Annotated in this window: 12 protein-coding genes and 1 pseudogene; 4 read left to right on the top strand and 9 right to left on the bottom strand. The window is 36.4% G+C overall.

Annotated features, from left to right (window positions below):
* Nucleotides 1-73 precede the first annotated feature (73 nt).
* The 3 genes from N4G44_RS02500 to N4G44_RS02490 all read left to right on the top strand — a co-directional run bounded on the left by N4G44_RS02500 (nt 74) and on the right by N4G44_RS02490 (nt 2,530).
* Entirely contained in the window at nt 74-670 is a 597-nt protein-coding gene (locus N4G44_RS02500; RefSeq protein WP_474924481.1) for a porin family protein, read from the top strand.
* 77 nt (nt 671-747) lie between these two features.
* A complete protein-coding gene (locus N4G44_RS02495; protein ID WP_474924480.1) occupies nt 748-1,806 on the top strand; it encodes a sensor histidine kinase in 1,059 nt (352 codons plus the stop codon).
* Nucleotides 1,799-2,530 carry a LytR/AlgR family response regulator transcription factor gene (locus N4G44_RS02490; protein ID WP_474924479.1) on the top strand — a complete coding sequence of 244 codons (732 nt, stop codon included), beginning with the start codon at nt 1,799-1,801 and terminating at the stop codon, nt 2,528-2,530. The genes N4G44_RS02495 and N4G44_RS02490 overlap by 8 nt, the downstream gene beginning before the upstream one ends.
* A 151-nt stretch (nt 2,531-2,681) precedes the next feature.
* Here N4G44_RS02490 and N4G44_RS02485 read toward each other — a convergent pair whose 3' ends face one another.
* The 6 genes from N4G44_RS02485 to N4G44_RS02460 all read right to left on the bottom strand — a co-directional run bounded on the left by N4G44_RS02485 (nt 2,682) and on the right by N4G44_RS02460 (nt 7,633).
* Nucleotides 2,682-3,584 carry a DUF6268 family outer membrane beta-barrel protein gene (locus tag N4G44_RS02485; RefSeq protein ID WP_474924478.1) on the bottom strand — a complete coding sequence of 301 codons (903 nt, stop codon included), beginning with the start codon at nt 3,582-3,584 and terminating at the stop codon, nt 2,682-2,684.
* A 130-nt stretch (nt 3,585-3,714) separates the two neighbouring features.
* The gene (locus tag N4G44_RS02480) at nt 3,715-4,287 is read right to left on the bottom strand and encodes an MFS transporter (RefSeq protein ID WP_474925032.1); all 573 of its coding nucleotides are present in this window, start codon (nt 4,285-4,287) and stop codon (nt 3,715-3,717) included.
* A gap of 17 nt (nt 4,288-4,304) precedes the next feature.
* Nucleotides 4,305-4,904, bottom strand: coding sequence for a Bcr/CflA family efflux MFS transporter (locus N4G44_RS02475; RefSeq protein ID WP_474924477.1), 600 nt, complete (start codon nt 4,902-4,904; stop codon nt 4,305-4,307).
* 204 nt (nt 4,905-5,108) lie between these two features.
* Complete coding sequence (locus N4G44_RS02470) at nt 5,109-5,936, bottom strand: helix-turn-helix domain-containing protein (RefSeq protein WP_474924476.1); 828 nt, start codon at nt 5,934-5,936, stop codon at nt 5,109-5,111.
* 99 nt (nt 5,937-6,035) lie between these two features.
* Nucleotides 6,036-6,536: a hypothetical protein gene (locus N4G44_RS02465; RefSeq protein ID WP_474924475.1), complete on the bottom strand. Its 501-nt coding sequence runs from the start codon at nt 6,534-6,536 to the stop codon at nt 6,036-6,038.
* 812 nt (nt 6,537-7,348) lie between these two features.
* The gene (locus N4G44_RS02460) at nt 7,349-7,633 is read right to left on the bottom strand and encodes a hypothetical protein (protein ID WP_474924474.1); all 285 of its coding nucleotides are present in this window, start codon (nt 7,631-7,633) and stop codon (nt 7,349-7,351) included.
* A gap of 441 nt (nt 7,634-8,074) precedes the next feature.
* Between N4G44_RS02460 and N4G44_RS02455 the strand changes: the two are divergent.
* Nucleotides 8,075-8,242: pseudogene (locus N4G44_RS02455) on the top strand (IS3 family transposase); the annotation flags it as partial.
* 154 nt (nt 8,243-8,396) lie between these two features.
* Here the strand turns inward: N4G44_RS02455 and N4G44_RS02450 are convergent.
* The 3 genes from N4G44_RS02450 to N4G44_RS02440 form a co-directional block, all read right to left on the bottom strand.
* Nucleotides 8,397-9,032, bottom strand: a complete 636-nt coding sequence (locus N4G44_RS02450) for a hypothetical protein (protein WP_474924473.1) — start codon at nt 9,030-9,032, stop codon at nt 8,397-8,399.
* A 597-nt stretch (nt 9,033-9,629) separates the two neighbouring features.
* The gene (locus N4G44_RS02445; protein WP_474924472.1) at nt 9,630-13,697 is read right to left on the bottom strand and encodes an RHS repeat-associated core domain-containing protein; all 4,068 of its coding nucleotides are present in this window, start codon (nt 13,695-13,697) and stop codon (nt 9,630-9,632) included.
* An 11-nt stretch (nt 13,698-13,708) separates the two neighbouring features.
* On the bottom strand, nt 13,709-19,909 hold the full coding sequence (locus tag N4G44_RS02440) for a SpvB/TcaC N-terminal domain-containing protein (protein WP_474924471.1): 6,201 nt from the start codon (nt 19,907-19,909) through the stop codon (nt 13,709-13,711).
* Nucleotides 19,910-19,965 lie beyond the last annotated feature (56 nt).

Below are 19,965 nucleotides of genomic sequence, written 5' to 3'. Positions count from 1 at the left end.
TGCCGTTCATCAAATAAAGTTTCATAAGCATCCTGATCGTTGTTGTTTTGCATCAAATTATTAACAACAGTTTATGAAACAGCAGATTTTAGCACTAAGCACTTTTTTATTATGTATTACCTGTTCGGTAGAAACCAAAGCACAGCAAACCCCGGCTTTCCATATCGGGATCAAGGGTGGTGCCAATTTTACCAAAACCTCAACGGAATCTTCCTCACTGGAAGGAAAGTACGGCTTCGGGTATCAGGGTGGAATTATGACCAGGATGGATATCGGAAGGCTTTATGTACAGGGAGAGGCTTTATTCAACAAAAGAAAAACATCATTTGATTCCAAAGACGGGAGTTCTCCGAAACTGACCTGGAATTCAGTAGATATTCCGATCGTTATCGGTTATAAACTTATCAACGATAAGGATTTTAATGTAAGAGCGTTTGCCGGAGGCGTTTACAGCTATGCTTTTAAAAATAACCTATCAACCTCTAAAGCATTGCAGGATGGCTTTAAAAATTTTGATAAATCCAATATCGGGGTTACGGGAGGTATAGGAATTGACTATAAAAATTTCACGGCAGATCTGAGGTATGAAACCGGTCTGTCAAGCATCAGTAAGGAATTTAAATCCAAGCCGCACAGCTTTACGCTCGGGATAGGATACTTCTTATTCTAAAAACTTGAATTATCTTTACGTATTAGAAACTGCGTCCTGCAGTTTCTAATTTTTTATAAATCCACTTTATCTTATCCATGACAAAACCATTTATTTTAAGAAAATATATTTTTGTTACCATTTTCTGGCTGGTGTTTGCTGTTGCGGTGTACGTGAACTTTCAATCGAGCGGCGACCGTGATACGGCTTTCCTTCAAACCGTTGTGCTGGTTATTGTCTCTTTTCTTTTTACACATGCGCTTACCACAAAACTTCTTCCAAGAGCATTAAGATTAAAAAAAATGAAGCTATTCCTTTTTCAGGCTGCTGCTGTCATTCTTCTCCTGAGCCTGATCTATGCTGTCATTTTCACTTATATCGAAGTTGAATCTAAAAACCAGCTTCCTCCCGGGTTCCGGAATCATATTCCTGTTTTATGGAAAGGTTTTTATATGTCTATCCCTGCCTCTTTTCTGATCAACGGATCTGCATGCGGTATCAAGTTTTATCAGGAGCACGGAAGAATTGAGCGGGACCATATCCTTCTTCAGCAGGCTCATCTGGAAAATCAGCTGAAGCTTTTGCAGGACCAGATCAATCCCCATGTGGTGTTCAATATCCTGAACCATATTCATATTTTAATGAAAACCGATACGAAACTTGCGGATTATTTACTGCTTAAGTTTTCGGATATTCTGCGTTACCAGCTTTACCACTGCAGCCAGAACCTGGTCCCGGTGATCCAGGACATTGAGCATCTGCAGAATCTTGTAGAGGTAGAAAAACTGAGGTGGGGCAATGAGCTGGACGTAAAAGCGGAATGGAACATCGAAAGTAAAGGGGCATTCATCGCTCCTCTCCTGCTCGTCCCTCTTATTGAAAATGCATTTAAATACGTCTGCAGACTTCCCGGGCAAAAGGGCTATGTGGCAATTTCCTGCCTTGAAAAAGACGGAATTCTTGTGTTTTATGCCGAAAACAGCTATTCAGATGTGGCAATCTATAAAAGGAAAGAAGGATCCAGCGGTATAGGTCTTCAAAATATAAAAAAACGCCTGAAACTTCAATACCCGGAATCCCATGATCTTACAATTGAATCTGATAATACCGTGTACAAAGTAACATTAACCTTAAAACTGTCGAACGAAAATGAGTAATGTTCCTAAAATGAAATGCCTGATTATAGATGATGAACCTCTTGCAAGATTTCACATGAAAGAACTGGCCGGTCAGATTGATTTTTTAACGGTTGAAGGAACCTGCGCCAGCGCTCTGGAGGCCGGCACTGTGGTAAAGGAAAAGGAAATTGATCTTCTCTTTCTTGATATCAATATGCCGTATTTAAGCGGCCTGGAATTCCTGGAACAACTGGAAAATCCTCCTTTGTGTATTTTAACAACCGCTTATTCAGAATATGCATTGGAAGGTTACCGCCTTCAGGTTGTAGATTATCTTTTGAAGCCGATTGCTTTTAACCGTTTTTACCAGGCCGTAAACAAAGCTCAGCAGCAGTTCATTGTGTCCGAAAAGATGAAGAAGAATTCTCCTTTGGATGATCCATTTCTGTATGTAAGACAGTCTGACACCTTTATAAAGGTTTCCTGGGTGGATATTTTATACATTGAAAGTATGCAGAACTATACAAAGCTTCATTTTAAAGATAAATCCCTGGTGATCCACCAAACGATGAAAGCCATTGAGGAATCTCTGCCGACTGAACATTTTTTCAGGATCCATAAATCTTTCCTGATCAATATTACCCATATTGATATGATCTCAGGCGGCCGGTTGTTTATCAATAAAACAGAGCTTCCTATTTCCCGTACCCGAAAGGAGGAACTGCTGAATCAGGTGGTGTATAAGAAGCTTATCAGTAAATAGCTTAGAAGGAAGACGGGAGCGGGAAGTTTTTTGAAGGGGATCATCATTCTACTTCCTTTTATTAATATCTGTACAAGAATAATTTTAATAGGTGAAGACATGCAATAGACGTTGGATATTAATTTTTCTCTCCCATCTTCCATTGATTTCTTTATGGCAGATTCCACTTCAGCGATACGGCTGCATAAAATGTGGTGGCAAATTTCGGGTCATCCATTTTTTTGTCTTTAAAAATGCTTTTGATTTTTCTGTCGTTTTCACTGAAGCTTCTCAGCAGGGCTGTTCCTCCTGTAAGGCTGAGGCTAAGCTTATCATTTAATTTTATTTCCGGTCTAATTCCGGCTGTTATCTGCTGATAGCCCAGCAGCATTGACTTCCCGTCTTTATTTCTTTCTACAGTCATTCCGCTGAGGTTTACAACGGCTTTCAATGCAAATCCGTCTGAAAACAGGTAGCCGGCTTCCATTCCTTCCGGGAAGTTGATGTTCAGCTTAACTTTTCCGTTTGTTTTCCAATCGAAATAGATCCATGGCAGGATCATGGGAACCCCGAACGCGGTTGTAAGCACCGGACCAGCTCCAAGAGCAAGATTAGGATTAAAATGTCTTATAAATAATACTCCTCCTTGTCCCAGGATATCATCGGAACTTATTTGCTCGAGATCTGTATAAATTCCGACCGAAGCCATCATCATCATGCTCCATTTCTTTCCCAGGGGTCTTATGTGCTGAATTCCGGCCTGCGCATTGAGCATCTGATCAGGAAATAGCTGTTTCTCATAGTCTTTGTGCGTCATTTTTGCATAAGAACCGCTGAGCAATACAGACCAGGCCTTTACTCTTCCGCTGCTGTCTTTCTTCATTGAAAGCGGAATGCTCAGGTTAAGATCTGCCCGCTTAAAATTACTTTTAGAATTTGTTTTTACACTATCCTCCGGACGGATATAACTGGAGAAGGGAATATATTCCGTTTTAAGCTCGCCGGATATTCCCGACTGTGCACTGACCCAACAGCCAAGCAGACAGCCAGCAGCTGCCAAAAGATGTCTTTTCATATTTTAAATTTTATGCAAAGAGAGACTTTTGGGGATGGTTTACAAAAATTACTTGATTAAGTGCCCGGATGGTATGACCAAACGGAGAAACAGCCTGATAACGTAAAATGGTTTCCTGTTCCGGTAAAAATTATAGAGCCGCTTTTTTATTTTTAAATGAACGATAGCCAAACCAAACTGCGATACAGGCAATACCTGCCCGGATCAGAACCATCGGTATAATGGAATCTGCCTCTAAAAAACCGGCAAGTCCTGAAAGTATAAAGGTAACCATAAGCTGCATAAAGCCCATTACAGCAGCGGCGGTCCCACGTCCTTCTTTGAAAGGTGATAAAGCATGAGCAGAAGTAATCGGAAAGAGAACTCCTATGGCCAGCAATGACAGGTACAGCATCATAATTTCCAGTATTACTGAAAGGTTTGCGGCTGCGATGAGGATGTGAAGACTGCATACCGCCAGCAATATCAGGGTAGCCGTTAATAAAAGCTTTGTATCGCTTATTCTCTTTATTAACTTAGGGGTGAGGTAGGCGGCTGTTATCAGGGCTAATGAATTGAATCCAAATATCAGACTAAAAACACCGCTGGAGAATCCGTGAAGCTTCATAAATAAAAACGGGGCATTGGAAATATAAATAATAAGGGAAGCAAATGCGATACTTCCAATCATGGTACTGCTGATGAATTCTTTGTTGGATATGATGGTTTTAAGATGGTCTTTTAACTTTTTTCATCTTCTGAATGATCGGAAAGGGGCTTCTTCGAATTGGTTTCAGGAACAAATTTAAACACCATAAACAGGGTGATCAGTCCAAGAATAGTTAAAAAAGCAAAGGAGCTGTTCCATCCCCAGAATTTAAGAAAAACACTTCCTAGTAATGGAGCAATAATGGGAGCAATACCGCTTATCTGGGACTGTTGGGAAAAGATGGCTACAGATTTCTGCCGGTCGTACAGGTCAATAACAATGGCCCGGCCTATTACAATTCCTGCACTTCCTCCGAATGCCTGCAAAAAACGCATGGCCCACAATACGTAAATATTTTCTGTAAAGAAGATGGCAGTGGCTCCTGCGATAAACAGTAAAAGTCCGCAGTACAGCATTGGTTTTCGTCCGGTTTTGTCCGATAAAGGTCCCCAAAGAAGCTGCCCGAAAGCAAATCCTGCAAAGAATACGGAAATTGAAATCTGGATATGCCCGATATCAGTCTGAAATATCTGCGCCATACTTGGAAAAGCAGGGAGATAAAGATCAATACTCAGTGATTCAAGGGTGTTGAGCAGTGCCAGAATAAACACTACGATACTTAAGTTTCTCATAAAGGGTAAGTCAGTAAAAACAATCCGCAAAGGCGGTTTTTCTGCCGGCAAAATTCCTTAAAAAGTAAAGCCACTCAATACAGGAACTGAAGGAATACCGGTACAAACTGAGGATGTGGGTTCGAGGTATGAGTTCCGGGATTCGGGGTGCAGGCTTTAGGGTTGCAGGGATTCACATTTCACCTACGCAGTAGAATTGACCGTTCATTTTCCTTGATCCTTTTCCACTCTAAATCCTTCAGGATTCTGACCTGTCTGTTTTCTGAAAAAGCGGGAAAAATAGGAAGCATCGCTGAATCCAAGTTTAAAAGCAATTTCTTTAATAGTTAATGCTCCAAAGCTCAGTTCCCTTTTAGCTTCCAGCAAAAGACGCTGGGCAATCATTCTTTTCACGGTAGTTCCTCTTGAACGGCGGACAATATCATTGAGATGATGTGTGCTTATTTTGATTTGATCTGCGTAGAAACGAGTATCTTTTTCAGCTGTATAATGTTCTTCGATCAGGCTTACCAGCTGATAGATACGCTGTCTGTCATTAATTGATGGATCCTGCAAGCTGATCTGTTCTGTAATAATAATACAGAATGCTCTCAGATAAGTTTTTAATAAACCGATCCTCGACATACCATTATATTCTTTCTCTATAAGCGAAATAACCATACTACAGGTTGTCTCATTTTCTACATCCAATAAGAAAGGAATTGTTCCTCCCGCCAAGATGGATTCAATATCACACGCTTCTTTAAATATTTCTCTGCTAACGGCAATTACATACCCCTTTTCTCCTCTCAGCTTCATATTGAATACCTGGCCGGGTGCAATGATACAGATCTGGTTATTTTCGAGGCTATAACTTTCAAAATCCAATTCCAGGCTGCTGTTTTCTTTCACTTTCTGAAACCATATGATCTCAAAGAAATTATGCCGGTGAATATCATTAAAATTCTCCGGATGACCCGTGTCCAGAGTCATCAACTGAAACTGTTCGGTGATGAGGTGATGGGTAGGGATGTTTTTTTCTGATGGAGCCATTTTTGTTTTTGAATGATAAATGTAGAGAATTTTCACTTATAAAAGGACGATCCAAAACATTGTAATGGCACTTTAAAAGGAAAAAATTAGGAATCTTAATTAATGAATTTTAATTTCAATAAAACCAATTTTATTGCTTGTTTTAGGATTTTCTACAGATAAAATAATAGTACTTCCAATTTTTGCATCACAATGCCCAACATAGAAAGCTTCTCCTTTATACACTCCATTATTTTTAATTATCCAATTTCTATTTTCAGACATTTCTATTGGTTCTTCCCAAGCTATTCTACGATATTCAGTATCTTCATTATTTATACAAATCAAAAAGCCATAAAATTTTTGATATGTTGATTTATTAGAATAAAATTTCTGATCTAAGTTGGGAATTTTCATTAAAGAATCTCCCTTAATTTTCAGATCAAGATTATCTGAAAGTAAGACCCCATTTTTTCTACTATCTTCTTTAGAATTAAAAGAATAATAATGTTCGACAATGAAGTTTCCTCTAAAAATTATTAAACTTATAAAATAGTATAAAGCGAATACTATTGATATAGTTAACAATATTTTTTTAATTAAATTCTTATCAGCTTTCATTTATTCAGGTTAAGGTTTTTTTCAAATAACGATCCCATAATTTATTTAATCGTTGCTTCATCTAATTTTCTTATTCTAATTAGTTTATTACTACTTAATTATCCACTACCATCATCCAGATTAAATATGTATTGTATTTCTACAATGTATTAATTTAACTGATCAAAGGCGATTTTTAGGAATAATCCAAAATAACAGAGAAAATATGAAAACTCCCAATGCAACAAACCATCCTTTTTTTATTCCTGAATTTATATAAAATACTCTATCCAACAGTTTATCATAAAAAAATCTCTTTTATTTAGCCCTACCTTTAAATTATTACAATTCGTTACATCCACAGATTCTCTCTTTTGATTATATTGTATATATACTTTTGGATGATTTCTTGATGAACCGGCACAATCCATTTGAACTACTGAACAAACAATAGGTAAATTTTGTTTCTTTATCGTTTCTTCCCTATAGCATAAAAGAGAAATCAAAGACATCAATACCAATATAATTATATTGATGAATAGTATTATTTTTTTATTCATTTATTCACATTTTTATTTTTGTTCTGATTTCTAAAAATGTTTTATCATCTGGAAATTACCATATAAAACCGCATCTTTTGCCACTGTAAAATATTTGGTTCTACCTGAATACGAGAATCCCGTGTTCCAGTCATCAGCTGAAACTGTTTGGAGGTAATGATGAACGGGATATTTTTCTGATGGAGGTATTTTTATTTTTGAATGATAAATGTAGAGAATTATTTGCTTTATGAAAAGAACCGCTACAATGTTGTGGCGGTTCTTTTCTGTTAGTTATTTGACATAAACTTTTTCAAATTTATTACCGTTATCTTCTATAGGTTTAGTTAAATCTTCAAACAACATATATAGTGACATGCCAATAATGAACACCCCTAAAAGCATTCCTCCTATTGAACGCCAATAAATCATCCGGCTGTAGGTATTCTCTTTTATTGGTTCTAAATCTTCCTTTTTGTAAGATTTGAAGATTCTATATGAAAATATTAATATACCAAATCCAAGTAATAAAAATAAAAAAAACTTAACAACAAAATGTTCTTTTAAATAATAATCCATAGCTTATTTACCTGTTTCTAATCTAATTGCTTCATCTAATTTTTTCGTTCTATCTGTCTTTGCTTTTCAGCTTCTCTTTGCCTCATCCGCTGAATCTCAAGATCTCTTGCTGGGTCTAGAGCTTATAATTTGCTGTTTTTATTACAACTACTTCCATTTTCTCAACTGGCTTAGTTGTTAGTTTATTTATACTATTCCCTAATCCAATGGAGAGAGCCATGAGCTATTTTCCGTAGACGAATGCACATTAACTGAAGGGAAACTCTTGGATTATAATACCTTGCTCCAAGTTTCTGCATCAAGTTCCTTACCATTAAATTTGTATGGACTATAGTTACTATTTCTGTAGTTTTCCACAAAGGTTTTTACCACTTGAGAAGTATTCTATGGTTGTGGGTTACCTCTCTGTCTGCACCTGTAATATAGCTGCTGAGATTACACCTGGATAATGCTGTGATCGAAAATTTCTTTGGAACACTAAAGTCTGAAATGTTTTACATCATAAAAGTTCGCAACCATTGAAAAGCTTAAAAAGAAATAAAAGAATGTATCAATTATTATAATAATGAAATAATAAAATTAAGTCTAAAAGGAAAGAGTCCGGTATAATACGAATTCTTTACAATAAAATATTGTTTAATTTTGTCTAAACTTTTGGTACGTCTAGTACAAGGGGTCTTATTATCTGCCACACGATGAAATCGTGCGGGAGCGGGGGTTTTCAAATTAACAGATTCAATAATATTTAATATTGAAAGTAATTTTATTCCTCGATCACAAAGATTTTCTTATTAGGGAATACTTTACTTAATTCTTTATTTTCCTTCATTTTAGGAATATTAAAAATTTTTTCGTTTACTATCTCATCAGTATAGGAGTATAAAACATAAGTAGTTTTGTAAAAGTTATTAATTTGCTTTTCTATTTTTAAGGGCAGGGAATTAGAAATCTTTAAAAAACTATAGAATTGATCATAGTTATACTTTTTATATAGCTCAGGGTTTATTCTAAGAATATTATCGGAATAATAATATTTATATACTCCTGATTTCCACCTAACTTCTACAATTGAACAATCAAAATCTCCTATTTTTTCTTTTCCCTCTAAAACTTTTATTTCTGGAGGGGTACCTAACTGTTCTCCTAAATCAATAGAAGCATTAATTACCGAAACAAAATTTGATTCCCCTGTAAACTGATATATCAAATTATTCTTTTGTAAGTAAGTTGTAATAAAATCAATACCATCTTTATTAGACATTGACAAAAAATTCCCCGATTTGGAATAAAAATAAGTTAATGTATCATTAGAAATTTTTCCATCTGTTATTAATTTATCTATCAAATCTTTCTTCTTTAAGCCCCCAACAATACTATCTCCAACAATCTCGCTACTCACAAGATACTCTAATCTGCCTTCGAACGATTGAGAATTGATCTTACAAAACATTAAGCAGATTAATATAAAAATAAAGTTTCTCATTTTTTAAATTATTTATCTACTACATAATAGTTTTTAATTACATAAGTTCCAAAAATTGATCTGCTATAATCCAATTTCAGGCTATAATTATTGATTATTTCATTCTTTTTCAAGTGCTTACTATTGGTATATCTTAAGCTGTATTCCTTTTTGTTAAAATTAAAATAAATAAAATCTAATCGGCCAGATATAAAATTGTTTATAGGAATAACTGTCGTTTTCATATTCTGTGTTTCAGAATATTTCTTAATATAAAAGTTCACTCCCATTTTTAATATAACAAATATAAAGAAAGAGATTACAGTTGAATTCAGTAAACTTATAATAATACGAAATTCCTCATTTTTACTATCCTTTGAATATGAATAAAAAAATATGATTAGAAAAGGAATAAAAAACAACACAATACTTATAATAACGGGCATGCCTAAAATCATTTTATCTTCTCTGAGAAAAAAGGCTAATAAACATGCCATTATTATATATATCCATTTTTGGATAATAAGTTACTTATCATTTACTATAAGGATTAGTTTCCGAGTTCAGCCTTTTCGATGCCCCTCCAATAATAATCTTTTCACCAACTTTAGTTTTCATTTGTTTCTGGAATGTTTTAGAAGTTTCTTTTTGAAGCCTCTTAATATCATTAGCCAAAGCTCTGGTCCTTCTTTGAGATGCCCCATTTGCTACTTGTCTTTCCAATGTTCTCATCTTTCTTGCTATTGTTTTTTCTTGTTTTCCAATTGTTTCCATAAGCTCATCTGCCTTACCACCAAATCCTTTTTCAAGTAGAACTTCTATAGCTGATTCCCAGAACAATTCTTTAATTTTAACATTATCAAAATCAAACTCTCCATTTTTGTCGTCATATTTTCCTTGACTATATTTATCAATGGCCTTCGTTGTCATTTTAGTTACAATTGCAACTACAACTTTTGCTGTTTCTCTTACTTTTTTATTTGCCAGTAGCCTTCCAATTTTTAAAGTTGTTGCTGTACCAGTTATAGTTACCGATGACACAGCATAGGCACCAGCTGCATTTAATCCGGCCGACCACCAACCTATATCATTATAAGAATCTTGTGCAGATTTACCTTCAATCAACATACCTCCAAAGAAGTCCATCCCTACATCTAAAGCAAAACTAGACAAAGCATCAATTAATCCTGTTATAGGGTCTCTTCCATCTGGGTCTATAAACTTTACTGGATTATTAAAAGTATAATTATATGGGCTCCAGCTAGGATATTTCTCAGCTAACGGATCCACATTCAGCCAAAGAGAGATTCTAGGATTATAATACCTTGCTCCATAATAATAATACCCTGTTTCAGCATCAAGTTCCTTGCCATTAAACTTATAAGGGCTATAATTACTGTTTCTATGATTTTCTACAAAGACTTCACCGCTTGGGAAGTATTCTATATTCTGAGTTACTTCTCCATCTGCTCCTGTAATATAGCTGCTGGATCCTAAATGATCCGGATGGAACCAATAGATTTCTTTTTCTCTATCACCTGTATAATCATTAACACAAGCTCCATTATATCCGGCATTTTGCCCATAGTTAGGAGGCGGTGTGATATTATTTTGCTGCATTACCGTCATAGTGGTTTGAGTAGCTGTCTGCAGAATCGTGTTCGAAGCGTTAACAGGGTTAATCGGTGGCGTACTTCCTGCAAACGGAATGATCAACCAGTTACAATCAAATACTCCAATATTATCACTAGTTCCATTTTTAGTTACAATTCTCTGACTTCCTGCATAATAATGTTTTGTATAGCGTGGAAGTGATACCCCACCAAGGCTATCAAAAGACAAACTCATTGTCAACAATCCATTTGGATAAATGGTTGCTGAGTGAGAGGTTAGAATTGTCTGCGGCCAGGTGTTGGTCTGCTCTCCTCTTGTTCTGAACAACATTCCTGAGTACATTACATCTTTAATAATTCTTTCACCTCCCGCATCATAGGTGTAGATTGCCGCACCGTCAACTTCTGGTGTAGAAGGATTGGTATCTACAAAACGAAGACGGTTTTCTTCATCCCATTGGTATACTGCTTTTGCTTCAGTATAAGTACACGACTCCTGTTCAATAGTCAATGGATTTCCTTTTGCATCGTATTTATAATGCTGGAATTTCACTCCCGGATCATCAGGATTACAACATGTGGATGATGGTACCAAATTAGGCTCATCTACAATTGTTGTCGGTGCATGTGGGTGTGCAGCATTTTCATACTTATAGTTCAGTCTGTAAGATGTTGGCTCCATTGCTGCCCAGTTGTTGCTAGACGCTCCGGTTGCCCATTCATGCTTCTGAGTTTTGCTCATGATATTGTGCATATTATCATAAGACATAGCAACAGTGTAACGGTGACGTTCTTCTTCGGCCTGAGTGTTGATCCCTCTCCAGTTTCCTGAAGCAGAAGTCAGACGGTAAAGATCATCATATCCGAAGGCATAATTTGTTCCTCCACCTATACCGTCTACAACAGGGGCATTGTTGTGAACCTGCATTACATTAGATACCACATCATACTGATACACATTCTGCATGAAGAATCTATTCGCATTTTTGGCGTACATCTTTAACAGTCTTCTACGGTTGGTTTCATACTCGTATGTTGTTTCTGTACCATTTCCATTATATAATGCTATTCTCTGTTCAAATTTATCATAACCAATATTATTGATCATTTTATAAAGATTGCCATCTTTTACAGAAGCTACATTATTTAAGTTCCCTGCTCTATTATACTTATACGTTAATTTTTCTCCATCCGGATACGTAATGGTTTTCACACGGTTCCATGTATCGTACTGCCATTCTGTTCCGAACCAGTAAACCTGCGCTCCCGGAACAGCTACTGAACGTCTTTGGTAAGTAAGCTCACCCAATCTTCCATATTTCAGATATTGCGTTCCTGTAGCATCTGTCTGGTACCATAATCTTCCTACTGCATTATTATCCATTGCTGCAGCGTCTAATGCATTTCCGTAGTAATATTTTACGTTATTTTCAGGATATAAAGGATATTTAATTTCTTTCAGCCTTGAATAATCATATTTATATTCTATCGTTTCATTAGCTGCATTGGTTTTGGAAGTCATGTTATTTGCCGGGTCATATTTATAAGTAGTCACTCCACTGTCCGGATGAGTATAAGAAATCCGTCTTCCCAAATCATCGTAAACTGATGTTGTAATATTACCATTTACATCTTTTGCTTGAAGAATTTCGCCAATGGCATCATGGGTAAACTGGGTTTTGATATCACCAGTATTTGATACTTCATGAACAGAAGTTGTTCTTCCTTTGATGTCTGTATATGTTTTCTTTACACCTCCTAATTCATCTTTGAAAATTGTTTCAAACATCTTCCTTCCCTGTACATCCGTTTCAAAATCGTAAGTAATAGTTGAGAACAGGTTTTCTCCCGGTAATTTAGTATAAACCACTCTGTCTAATATATCATATTGACTGATTGTTGGCTCAATAGTATCTACAGCGGCGTTATATTGTGTATTATTTGAACTAACACTTTCAACTGTCGGATAGTAGGTTTTTAAAGCTCTTCCAAAGGCATCTTCTTCTACTTTACCTGCTACAATATATTTTACCCCTTCATTATAGATATCTCCTGTCTTCTTTACCTGAACTGCTCCTCCTAAACCATCTGCAATGGTAATGGTATTAATGGTGCTGTCTGTATATTCCGGGTCATAATGCTTCGTTACTGCAAAAGATTGTGCGTTGGTAGCATTAAGTGGAGCATCTGTAATCGGATTGTACTCAAATTTTATAGTCCAAGGAATATTATTAAATAATTCGTATGGTCCTGTAATCTCCGTAGTTCTTGCTTTGGCATCATATACATACTTCATTGGCTGCAGGTTTCTATCTTCAGTATATGTAGGCACTCCGAAACGGAAATCATACTGAGTTTTGCTGCTGTATCCAAATGCGTCCTGAACTTTTATCTGATAGGTTTTTACATTTTCATCATAAGTATATTGATGGAAGAATCTTTGGTTCTGTGCATTGGCAGGCCCTGTAGATTTGGTTAAATTCCCATAAATATCATATTCAAAGTCATAAACTGAATAATCGGTTCCCTGATTAAGAATTTTCATCTTCAAAAGATCACCATTAGTATTATATTCTGCTTTTTTCTCTCTGGTTACACCGCTTGCCGTATTTTTTACAGATGTTGGCATGATGATGTAAGCAGATGGGTTAACTAATGTATAAACTACCGTACTTATTAAAGTCTCTGAAGCACCAATATTAGTATCTCCATAATCAGTTGCACTGGTGCCATTCCCCCACTGATCATATTGGTATATTCTTGTATAAGTTTCTTTACCATAATCTTGTACAGCAGGAGTACCAGGATCACTATCTATTCCTTCATAGAACCTTGAAGCTGTTATAGTTAAAGCAATAAAACCAGCATGATTATTTATATTTTTTTCATTTTCTCCTAAAAGCAGAGTTTGTATTAAGTTCGTATTACTAATTCTTCTAAGGCTATATGTATTGCTTTTCTCTGTCCATAATATATCATTGGCATCCAATAATTTTTCATTTAGCAAAGCCCCCTAAGGTAATAACTTTGATTATTAAAATCCTGTATTGTTTTTCTATAGATCACATTAGAAGCAATACCTCCCTGCTTAGTATCAATCTGATTGGTTTTTACCTGACTGAAACCATAGAACGTTCTTTCCCAACGGCTATAATATGGATTCTGATAATCTACAGTCACTTTAGTTACATCCGGGCTGTAAGCACTATCTCCTGTAAATCCATCATTCGTAATTACACTTTTTAATACATATTTACTTTGAGGCATATTATAAGTATTCCCTACTCTTTCATAAGAAACTTCCCAGGAACCTCCCATTGGTGTAGTTACCTTTTTAAGAAGGTTTGTAATACCAATCTGGCTCAGCTGTACAGTAACATTATCTGTATCATCTGACTTTACAAAATCCGGATATCCATCTCCATTCATGTCTTTGAATGTAGCGTGAGTTCTTGAAGTAGAAGCTCCTTTTGAAACTCCAAGAGTTACGTTTAGCTTTAGCCCGCTTACTCCTGCAACAATAGGAATAGGGATTAAAATAGTTCCCGCAGCATTTCCTCCAACACTGATCGATGCATCTTTATGAACATCATTCACATTCTGGAAACTTAAATTTAGCGGAGTGGTGGACATTCTATCTCCTAAATTAAGATATACTGTCGCTGTATTTCCCGAATATATAACCTTATCTGCCAATCCATCACCATTAATATCAACCAGCTCTTTAGTGGTGTTACTTGTATTAGAGCTAAAATTAACCCCGAACTCAAAACTTCCTCTGAATAAGCTGATTCCTCCTCCCAATCCAAATCCATTTCCTACACCCTCCGGCTTAATATCTGATCCCCAGGAATCATTTCCTGCAAACCCGTTCCCTATATTCAGTTCAAAATTATTTGTATTAAACTTATCCGGTAGGCCATCTCCATTAATATCCAGGAATGTTTGTTTTGAATGTTCAGTAGAAGTTTCTCCATTTGCACTGACAGATAATTTAGTAGCAGCTACTTTACTGTCAACTGAACTCTTGATTAAGTTATCATTAAATGCTCTGCTTTTTGATTTCTCCCCTGTCGTCTGTATAAAAGCCATTCTGGTAGATTCACCATGTACAAATGAATAACTTGATGAAAGACCTGTAGAGCTGGCTTTTGAAATTGACTGGCTTCCAACGTTTAAAGAATTTCCTGATAAAAACCCTACCGGATACGTTATTTTGACATTGGTTTTATTAAAATCATCCGGGAATCCGTCTCCATTATAATCTAAAACATTTCGGATCGATTTGGCTTCAGAAAAAAGAGTTTGTGAAAAGTTCACTCCGGCGAAGCCCGGACTTACTCCAGCCCCAACACTTACACTTTGATTTTTAAGCTGGATATTTGGCGCGTTCAGCTCAGACCCGACAGCCTGGCTTAATGAATTATTATTAAAGTTAGAATCTATATTATGTACTCCTAAACGGGAAGCATTGATTGTATTTTGAGCAATATATATGCTTGGATCTACATCTATCAATCTCCCTTTATCAGTATTATTAATATTTGAATTGATCGTCAGGAAATAGTTCTTTGATAGTGCTCCGTCATTATCTACGATTGTAACATTTCCGTTAGGATCTACCGTAGGATTATTAATTGTAGGGTTTGTACCCGGATCTGTACCATAAGCATTGCTTAGTTTCAGGCGCGTCTCATCCACTTTCATTTCTGCAACAGTGCCTCCATTAGCATAGTTATTGTTAATGTCATATGCTTCTACAACTGTATTCTTGCTTAAATTATTACCATTCAGGATAAATCCACCCCAACCGCGATATAATATACCAAATCTGCTGTCACATTCATTTGAGTTTAATGCGGATGTTGGTGTTTGCGGCCCCCAAATTGGTTTATGCGGCGGTGAATTTGTAAAACTGGTGATGGTAGTTTCACTTCCCGGATTTTCAATATATAATTTTGTAAATGCTGAAGGTGCTCCACCAGGAGAAAATGTCAGCGTATAGGTATAAGTCCCCGGATTAAGCATTGTTTCCGAATATACAGGCATTCCTGATTGCCCGGATAAAGTTCCGTTAGGGAAAAAGGTATTTATACCAAGGGTTGCTGATGTTGCAGCAACATAATTTCCTAATTCAAATTTCAGCATTGTAGCCTGACTGATTACAATTGTTCCTGTTTGCTGTACGGTATTTGAACCGGATAACTGTACCGATAAATTATTCGGATTGTCTATATAATTGAGACCATTGTTGATCAGGGTACCGCTAATGCTTGTTATATTATTGATAAAGTCTCTGTCGTCACTACTTACTGTTGTTTCCAGGTATATATTCTCATTCAAATCCTGAGAAACTATAGTATATGGTGTTCCAAAAGCCGGAGTTACATTACCATTAACAACATTATAAACTGTCTTGGTTAATAATTTATTTTTAATTTTTGCCGAGATAACAACTTTTCCGCTTTTACCATTAAAATTAGGAAGGGATGATGCTTTTACAGAAATCTTTTTCCCGATATCTCCCGATTGGGTTGTATAGGTTACAAAATTTCCTCTATCATTATACATGCTGTACTCTACCTGCAAATAGGTCTTTTCACCGGTTGAAGTTTCGGTAAACTCAGGAATTAATTTAAAGTTTGACCAATCGATCTGGGTATCAGTATATACTTTTACAGATACTTTATCATTAGGATTCAAATTCACCTGTGAACCAATAACACTATTGTTATAAGTAGAACCGGAGGCAATGGTCATCGGGAACTGAGGATAATCCACATCATTGATTGTCAGAAATATTTTAGCATCATCTGACAGCGGGATTGTCTTGTTTAAATATAAATTTAATGTCCCGGCATTTCCTACCATGAAAGAGCTGGTCCCGGAGTTTACAAAATCTTCTTGTGATTTATAGGTTGACAAGTCTCTGTTATCACTATCAACAGCTGGAATATTTGGGGTTGAATAGGTGATTTCAGGATTCCATGTAACCTGATCCATTGTCCCGTCATATTTAGAAGAGACTCTGAAATATAATTTTTCTCCTTTTCCAATATTTATTACCTGATCTCCAAAAGAATGTAAACTATAATCTCCTGCATTAATATTATTAACCAGCGGATCATTATCTTTATACTGAAAAGAGACTGCAACTCCATCTGCTTTACTGCAGTCTTCTTCCGGATTACACGATATCTGATTCAGTTTGAAAGCATTTTTAACTGTAATCGTTCCGGATTTTGGAGCAACCCATACACGAACGACATCGTGCAGTGGATTTTGTTCCAGCATCATCTTTTTCTCTGCTTTATCCTGATCATCAAATAATGAGACTGAAGGCTGCACACCGGTCGCTGTAACATTAATAGGATATGGCGTCAAACCACTATTCGGGTCAAATGAAGGAACATTTCCTACAAGCCTGTTAAAGTATACTTTTCCATTTTTAACAAAATCTACCAGCCCATCGTTATTGAAATCCATAAAATAGGATGAGGTGGTATTGGTGCTATTGGAGTAATCGAACCCAAGGCTTGCCCCTCCAAAATTAGCATCAATTCCTACTCCCCACGATGAGTTCTTGGACTTTCCTATATCCTGTAGATTTCCAACATTTACCACAGGTCCAAATGCCTGAACCCCGTTTGTTGCCGTTGATAAATTTTTAGAATAAGAAATAACCCCGTTATTCTGATATACTCTGTCTGCCAGGTTATCCCCATCTATATCTATTAAAGTAATCTGATTTTCTGAGGACGAATTCGTAATAGATCCATGAGCTCCTACCGTTCCTTTTCTGAAACTAAATAAGCTGGTATCACTTGTGGGAGGAGAAGATAAATTATATGCCCCAACACTGATTCCAAAGTTTGTTCCTGTAGATTTTCCGAGACTTCCGGAAAGCATGGTATACCCCTGGAATAACTGCCCTGAAGAAAGCAAGCCGGGAAAGCTGGCATGATCCGGAGCTCCCCAGTTTATAGGTGCACCAAACATATTTGCAGCATCAGGAGCTTCATTATATTCTATCTTATTAGTATAGAAAACAGCACCTGCCGCATCTTTCTCCGTTATACTTTTTAACAGTGACTTTTTGAAGGTTTTATCATCATTTTTGTATTCAAACTCATAGCTTCTTACATTTTCATCACCATATTTAACTTCTATTTTGCTTAATCTTTTTGATTCTATCTGAAGAAATCCCAGTCGTCCATTAATCTGAACATCCTCTCTTCCGGAAGTTGTTGTGAATAAAACTTTATACTTTTTTGCCGGGTTCTGTGAGGTATGTAATGTATAATCTATTTCAGAGATGTGCAATTCCTGACCACCAGTTCCGGGATTTCCCGAATATGTTGATTTATCATAAGTGTATAACACATAGTTCCCATTCGTATCAATTGTTTTATATAAAGCCCAATGCCCAATATTTCCATTGATATCTCTTAATACTGCATTATCTTTTACTCCCGTTTCATCTCCTCCAAAATAAGATTTGGTCCCGTCTTTTGAGGTAACTACCCAAACATACCTATCTGAAGTAGCGCCTTCTCTTATTATCTTATTATAAGAGCCTTCTATTCTAGGATAAAACTGTCTGTTCGGTTGCCTTGGTTTATTAAATCCTTCATTTCTGTTTGGCATGGCAAAAACACCCGGACTTACTTCAAAAGTAAGCTGCTCGCCTCCTAATGAATAGATTTCTGTTTCTATTCCATCATCAACAGTATCTCCATCAAAATCTCCATATGTTGGTACCCCCCATCTTGTATCAATATTTACTGATGGGATAGACATATCCCAACCTAGTCCCATCCAGCCATTTCCTCCTTCACTGCTGTAGCTTACCCCTAAAGAAGGCTGCATTCCTGCTCTACCGGCAGGAAGTTTGATTGGAAAGTTTGTTGTAACACTTCCCATACTGTTGGGAGATGGCGGTGCAATGCTTACAATTCCTTCGGAAGGATTGGCTGCTTTGATATCTTTGATAGAGTTCGGAGCATAGCTTCCTGTTTCCGGAGATTCAGGAACTTTTAAAATTCCGTTTACCATATCGGTAAAGTGGGTGGTTTTTGACACTAAAATATTCTGCTGTACATTGACACTGTCTTTATCTAAAGCAATCCACTTTTTCTCTGTTGTGTCAAAATAAAAGGCTTTGATATCCTGTTCCGTATATCCGGTAGGTATTTTCTTTTTGTCGTACCCTAAAGATACTTTTGCAGGAGCCGAAAAATGATCCCCATGAGGAAGAAATCGGTACCCTGCATTATCTGAGGTTACATTGACCATTTCCGGAGTAAGTGCAGGCATATCTATGTCTCTAAGCGCAGTAATTGAGAAGACTTCTGCGCTTTTAAGAGCTCCTTGCGGAATGTTTAATTCAGCTGAACTTAGACTAAGCTTTTCGGCACTGCCTATACTTCCAACAAATTTTGAAACAGATTGGGCATTGTATTTTGCTTCAATTGTATTTTCAAGATTCTTCTTATTGGAAATTCCTATCCTAAGGTTTCTTACTTTATAACTGTAATCAGACAGGTGAGGCAATGTAAAAATGACCGTATTCTTTCCCTGTCTGACAGACTGGTTTGCAATAGGCTCTGATTGATGTGCCCAATCAGAGTTTTTCCCGACATTCTTGCCTCCCACTGCCAGATCATCATTGATGACTTTACTGACCTGTTTATAACTGTCGACGCCGTATAAATCATATTCTAAAGTATACTGATAGGCAGGATTTATTTTTTCATCCACAGAAATCGTAAAGATATTATCATAGATCTGATCAATAGGATGTTCTGCATTCGTTCCTATTATCCCTTCTCTGATATCAGAGGTGTAGTACCTTTTTTCATTGGATACAGATACAGATGCCTTATTAGTGATGGTTTTAGTGACAGGAACAAGCATTCTGTTGGCTGAATTCTTATTCTTTCCATCAAAACTACTTTCCGGGATATTATCGGATCCTTTAGAATCTTCTTTATTTTCTTCAGCAACGTTATCACCGGAAATCTCTTTATTTGTATTGTTTCTTAATGCATCATCAATTTTCATTATGGCCACCACGCTTTCCTGCTTACTCAGATAATATGAATTAGCATGGGCATGAACCTGGGACCAGCAAGTGAAAAATATAATTGAATTAAGAAGTTTCGTATTCGTTCTTAAGACGCTTAATAAAGACCTTTTCATTCTTTTATATATATTTTTTCATCCGGGGAACTTCTGTTTTTATGGAAGTGCCCCCG

This window comes from Chryseobacterium sp. GTID13 (genome assembly GCF_056172655.1).
This window is presented reverse-complemented; position numbering and strand designations above follow the sequence as displayed.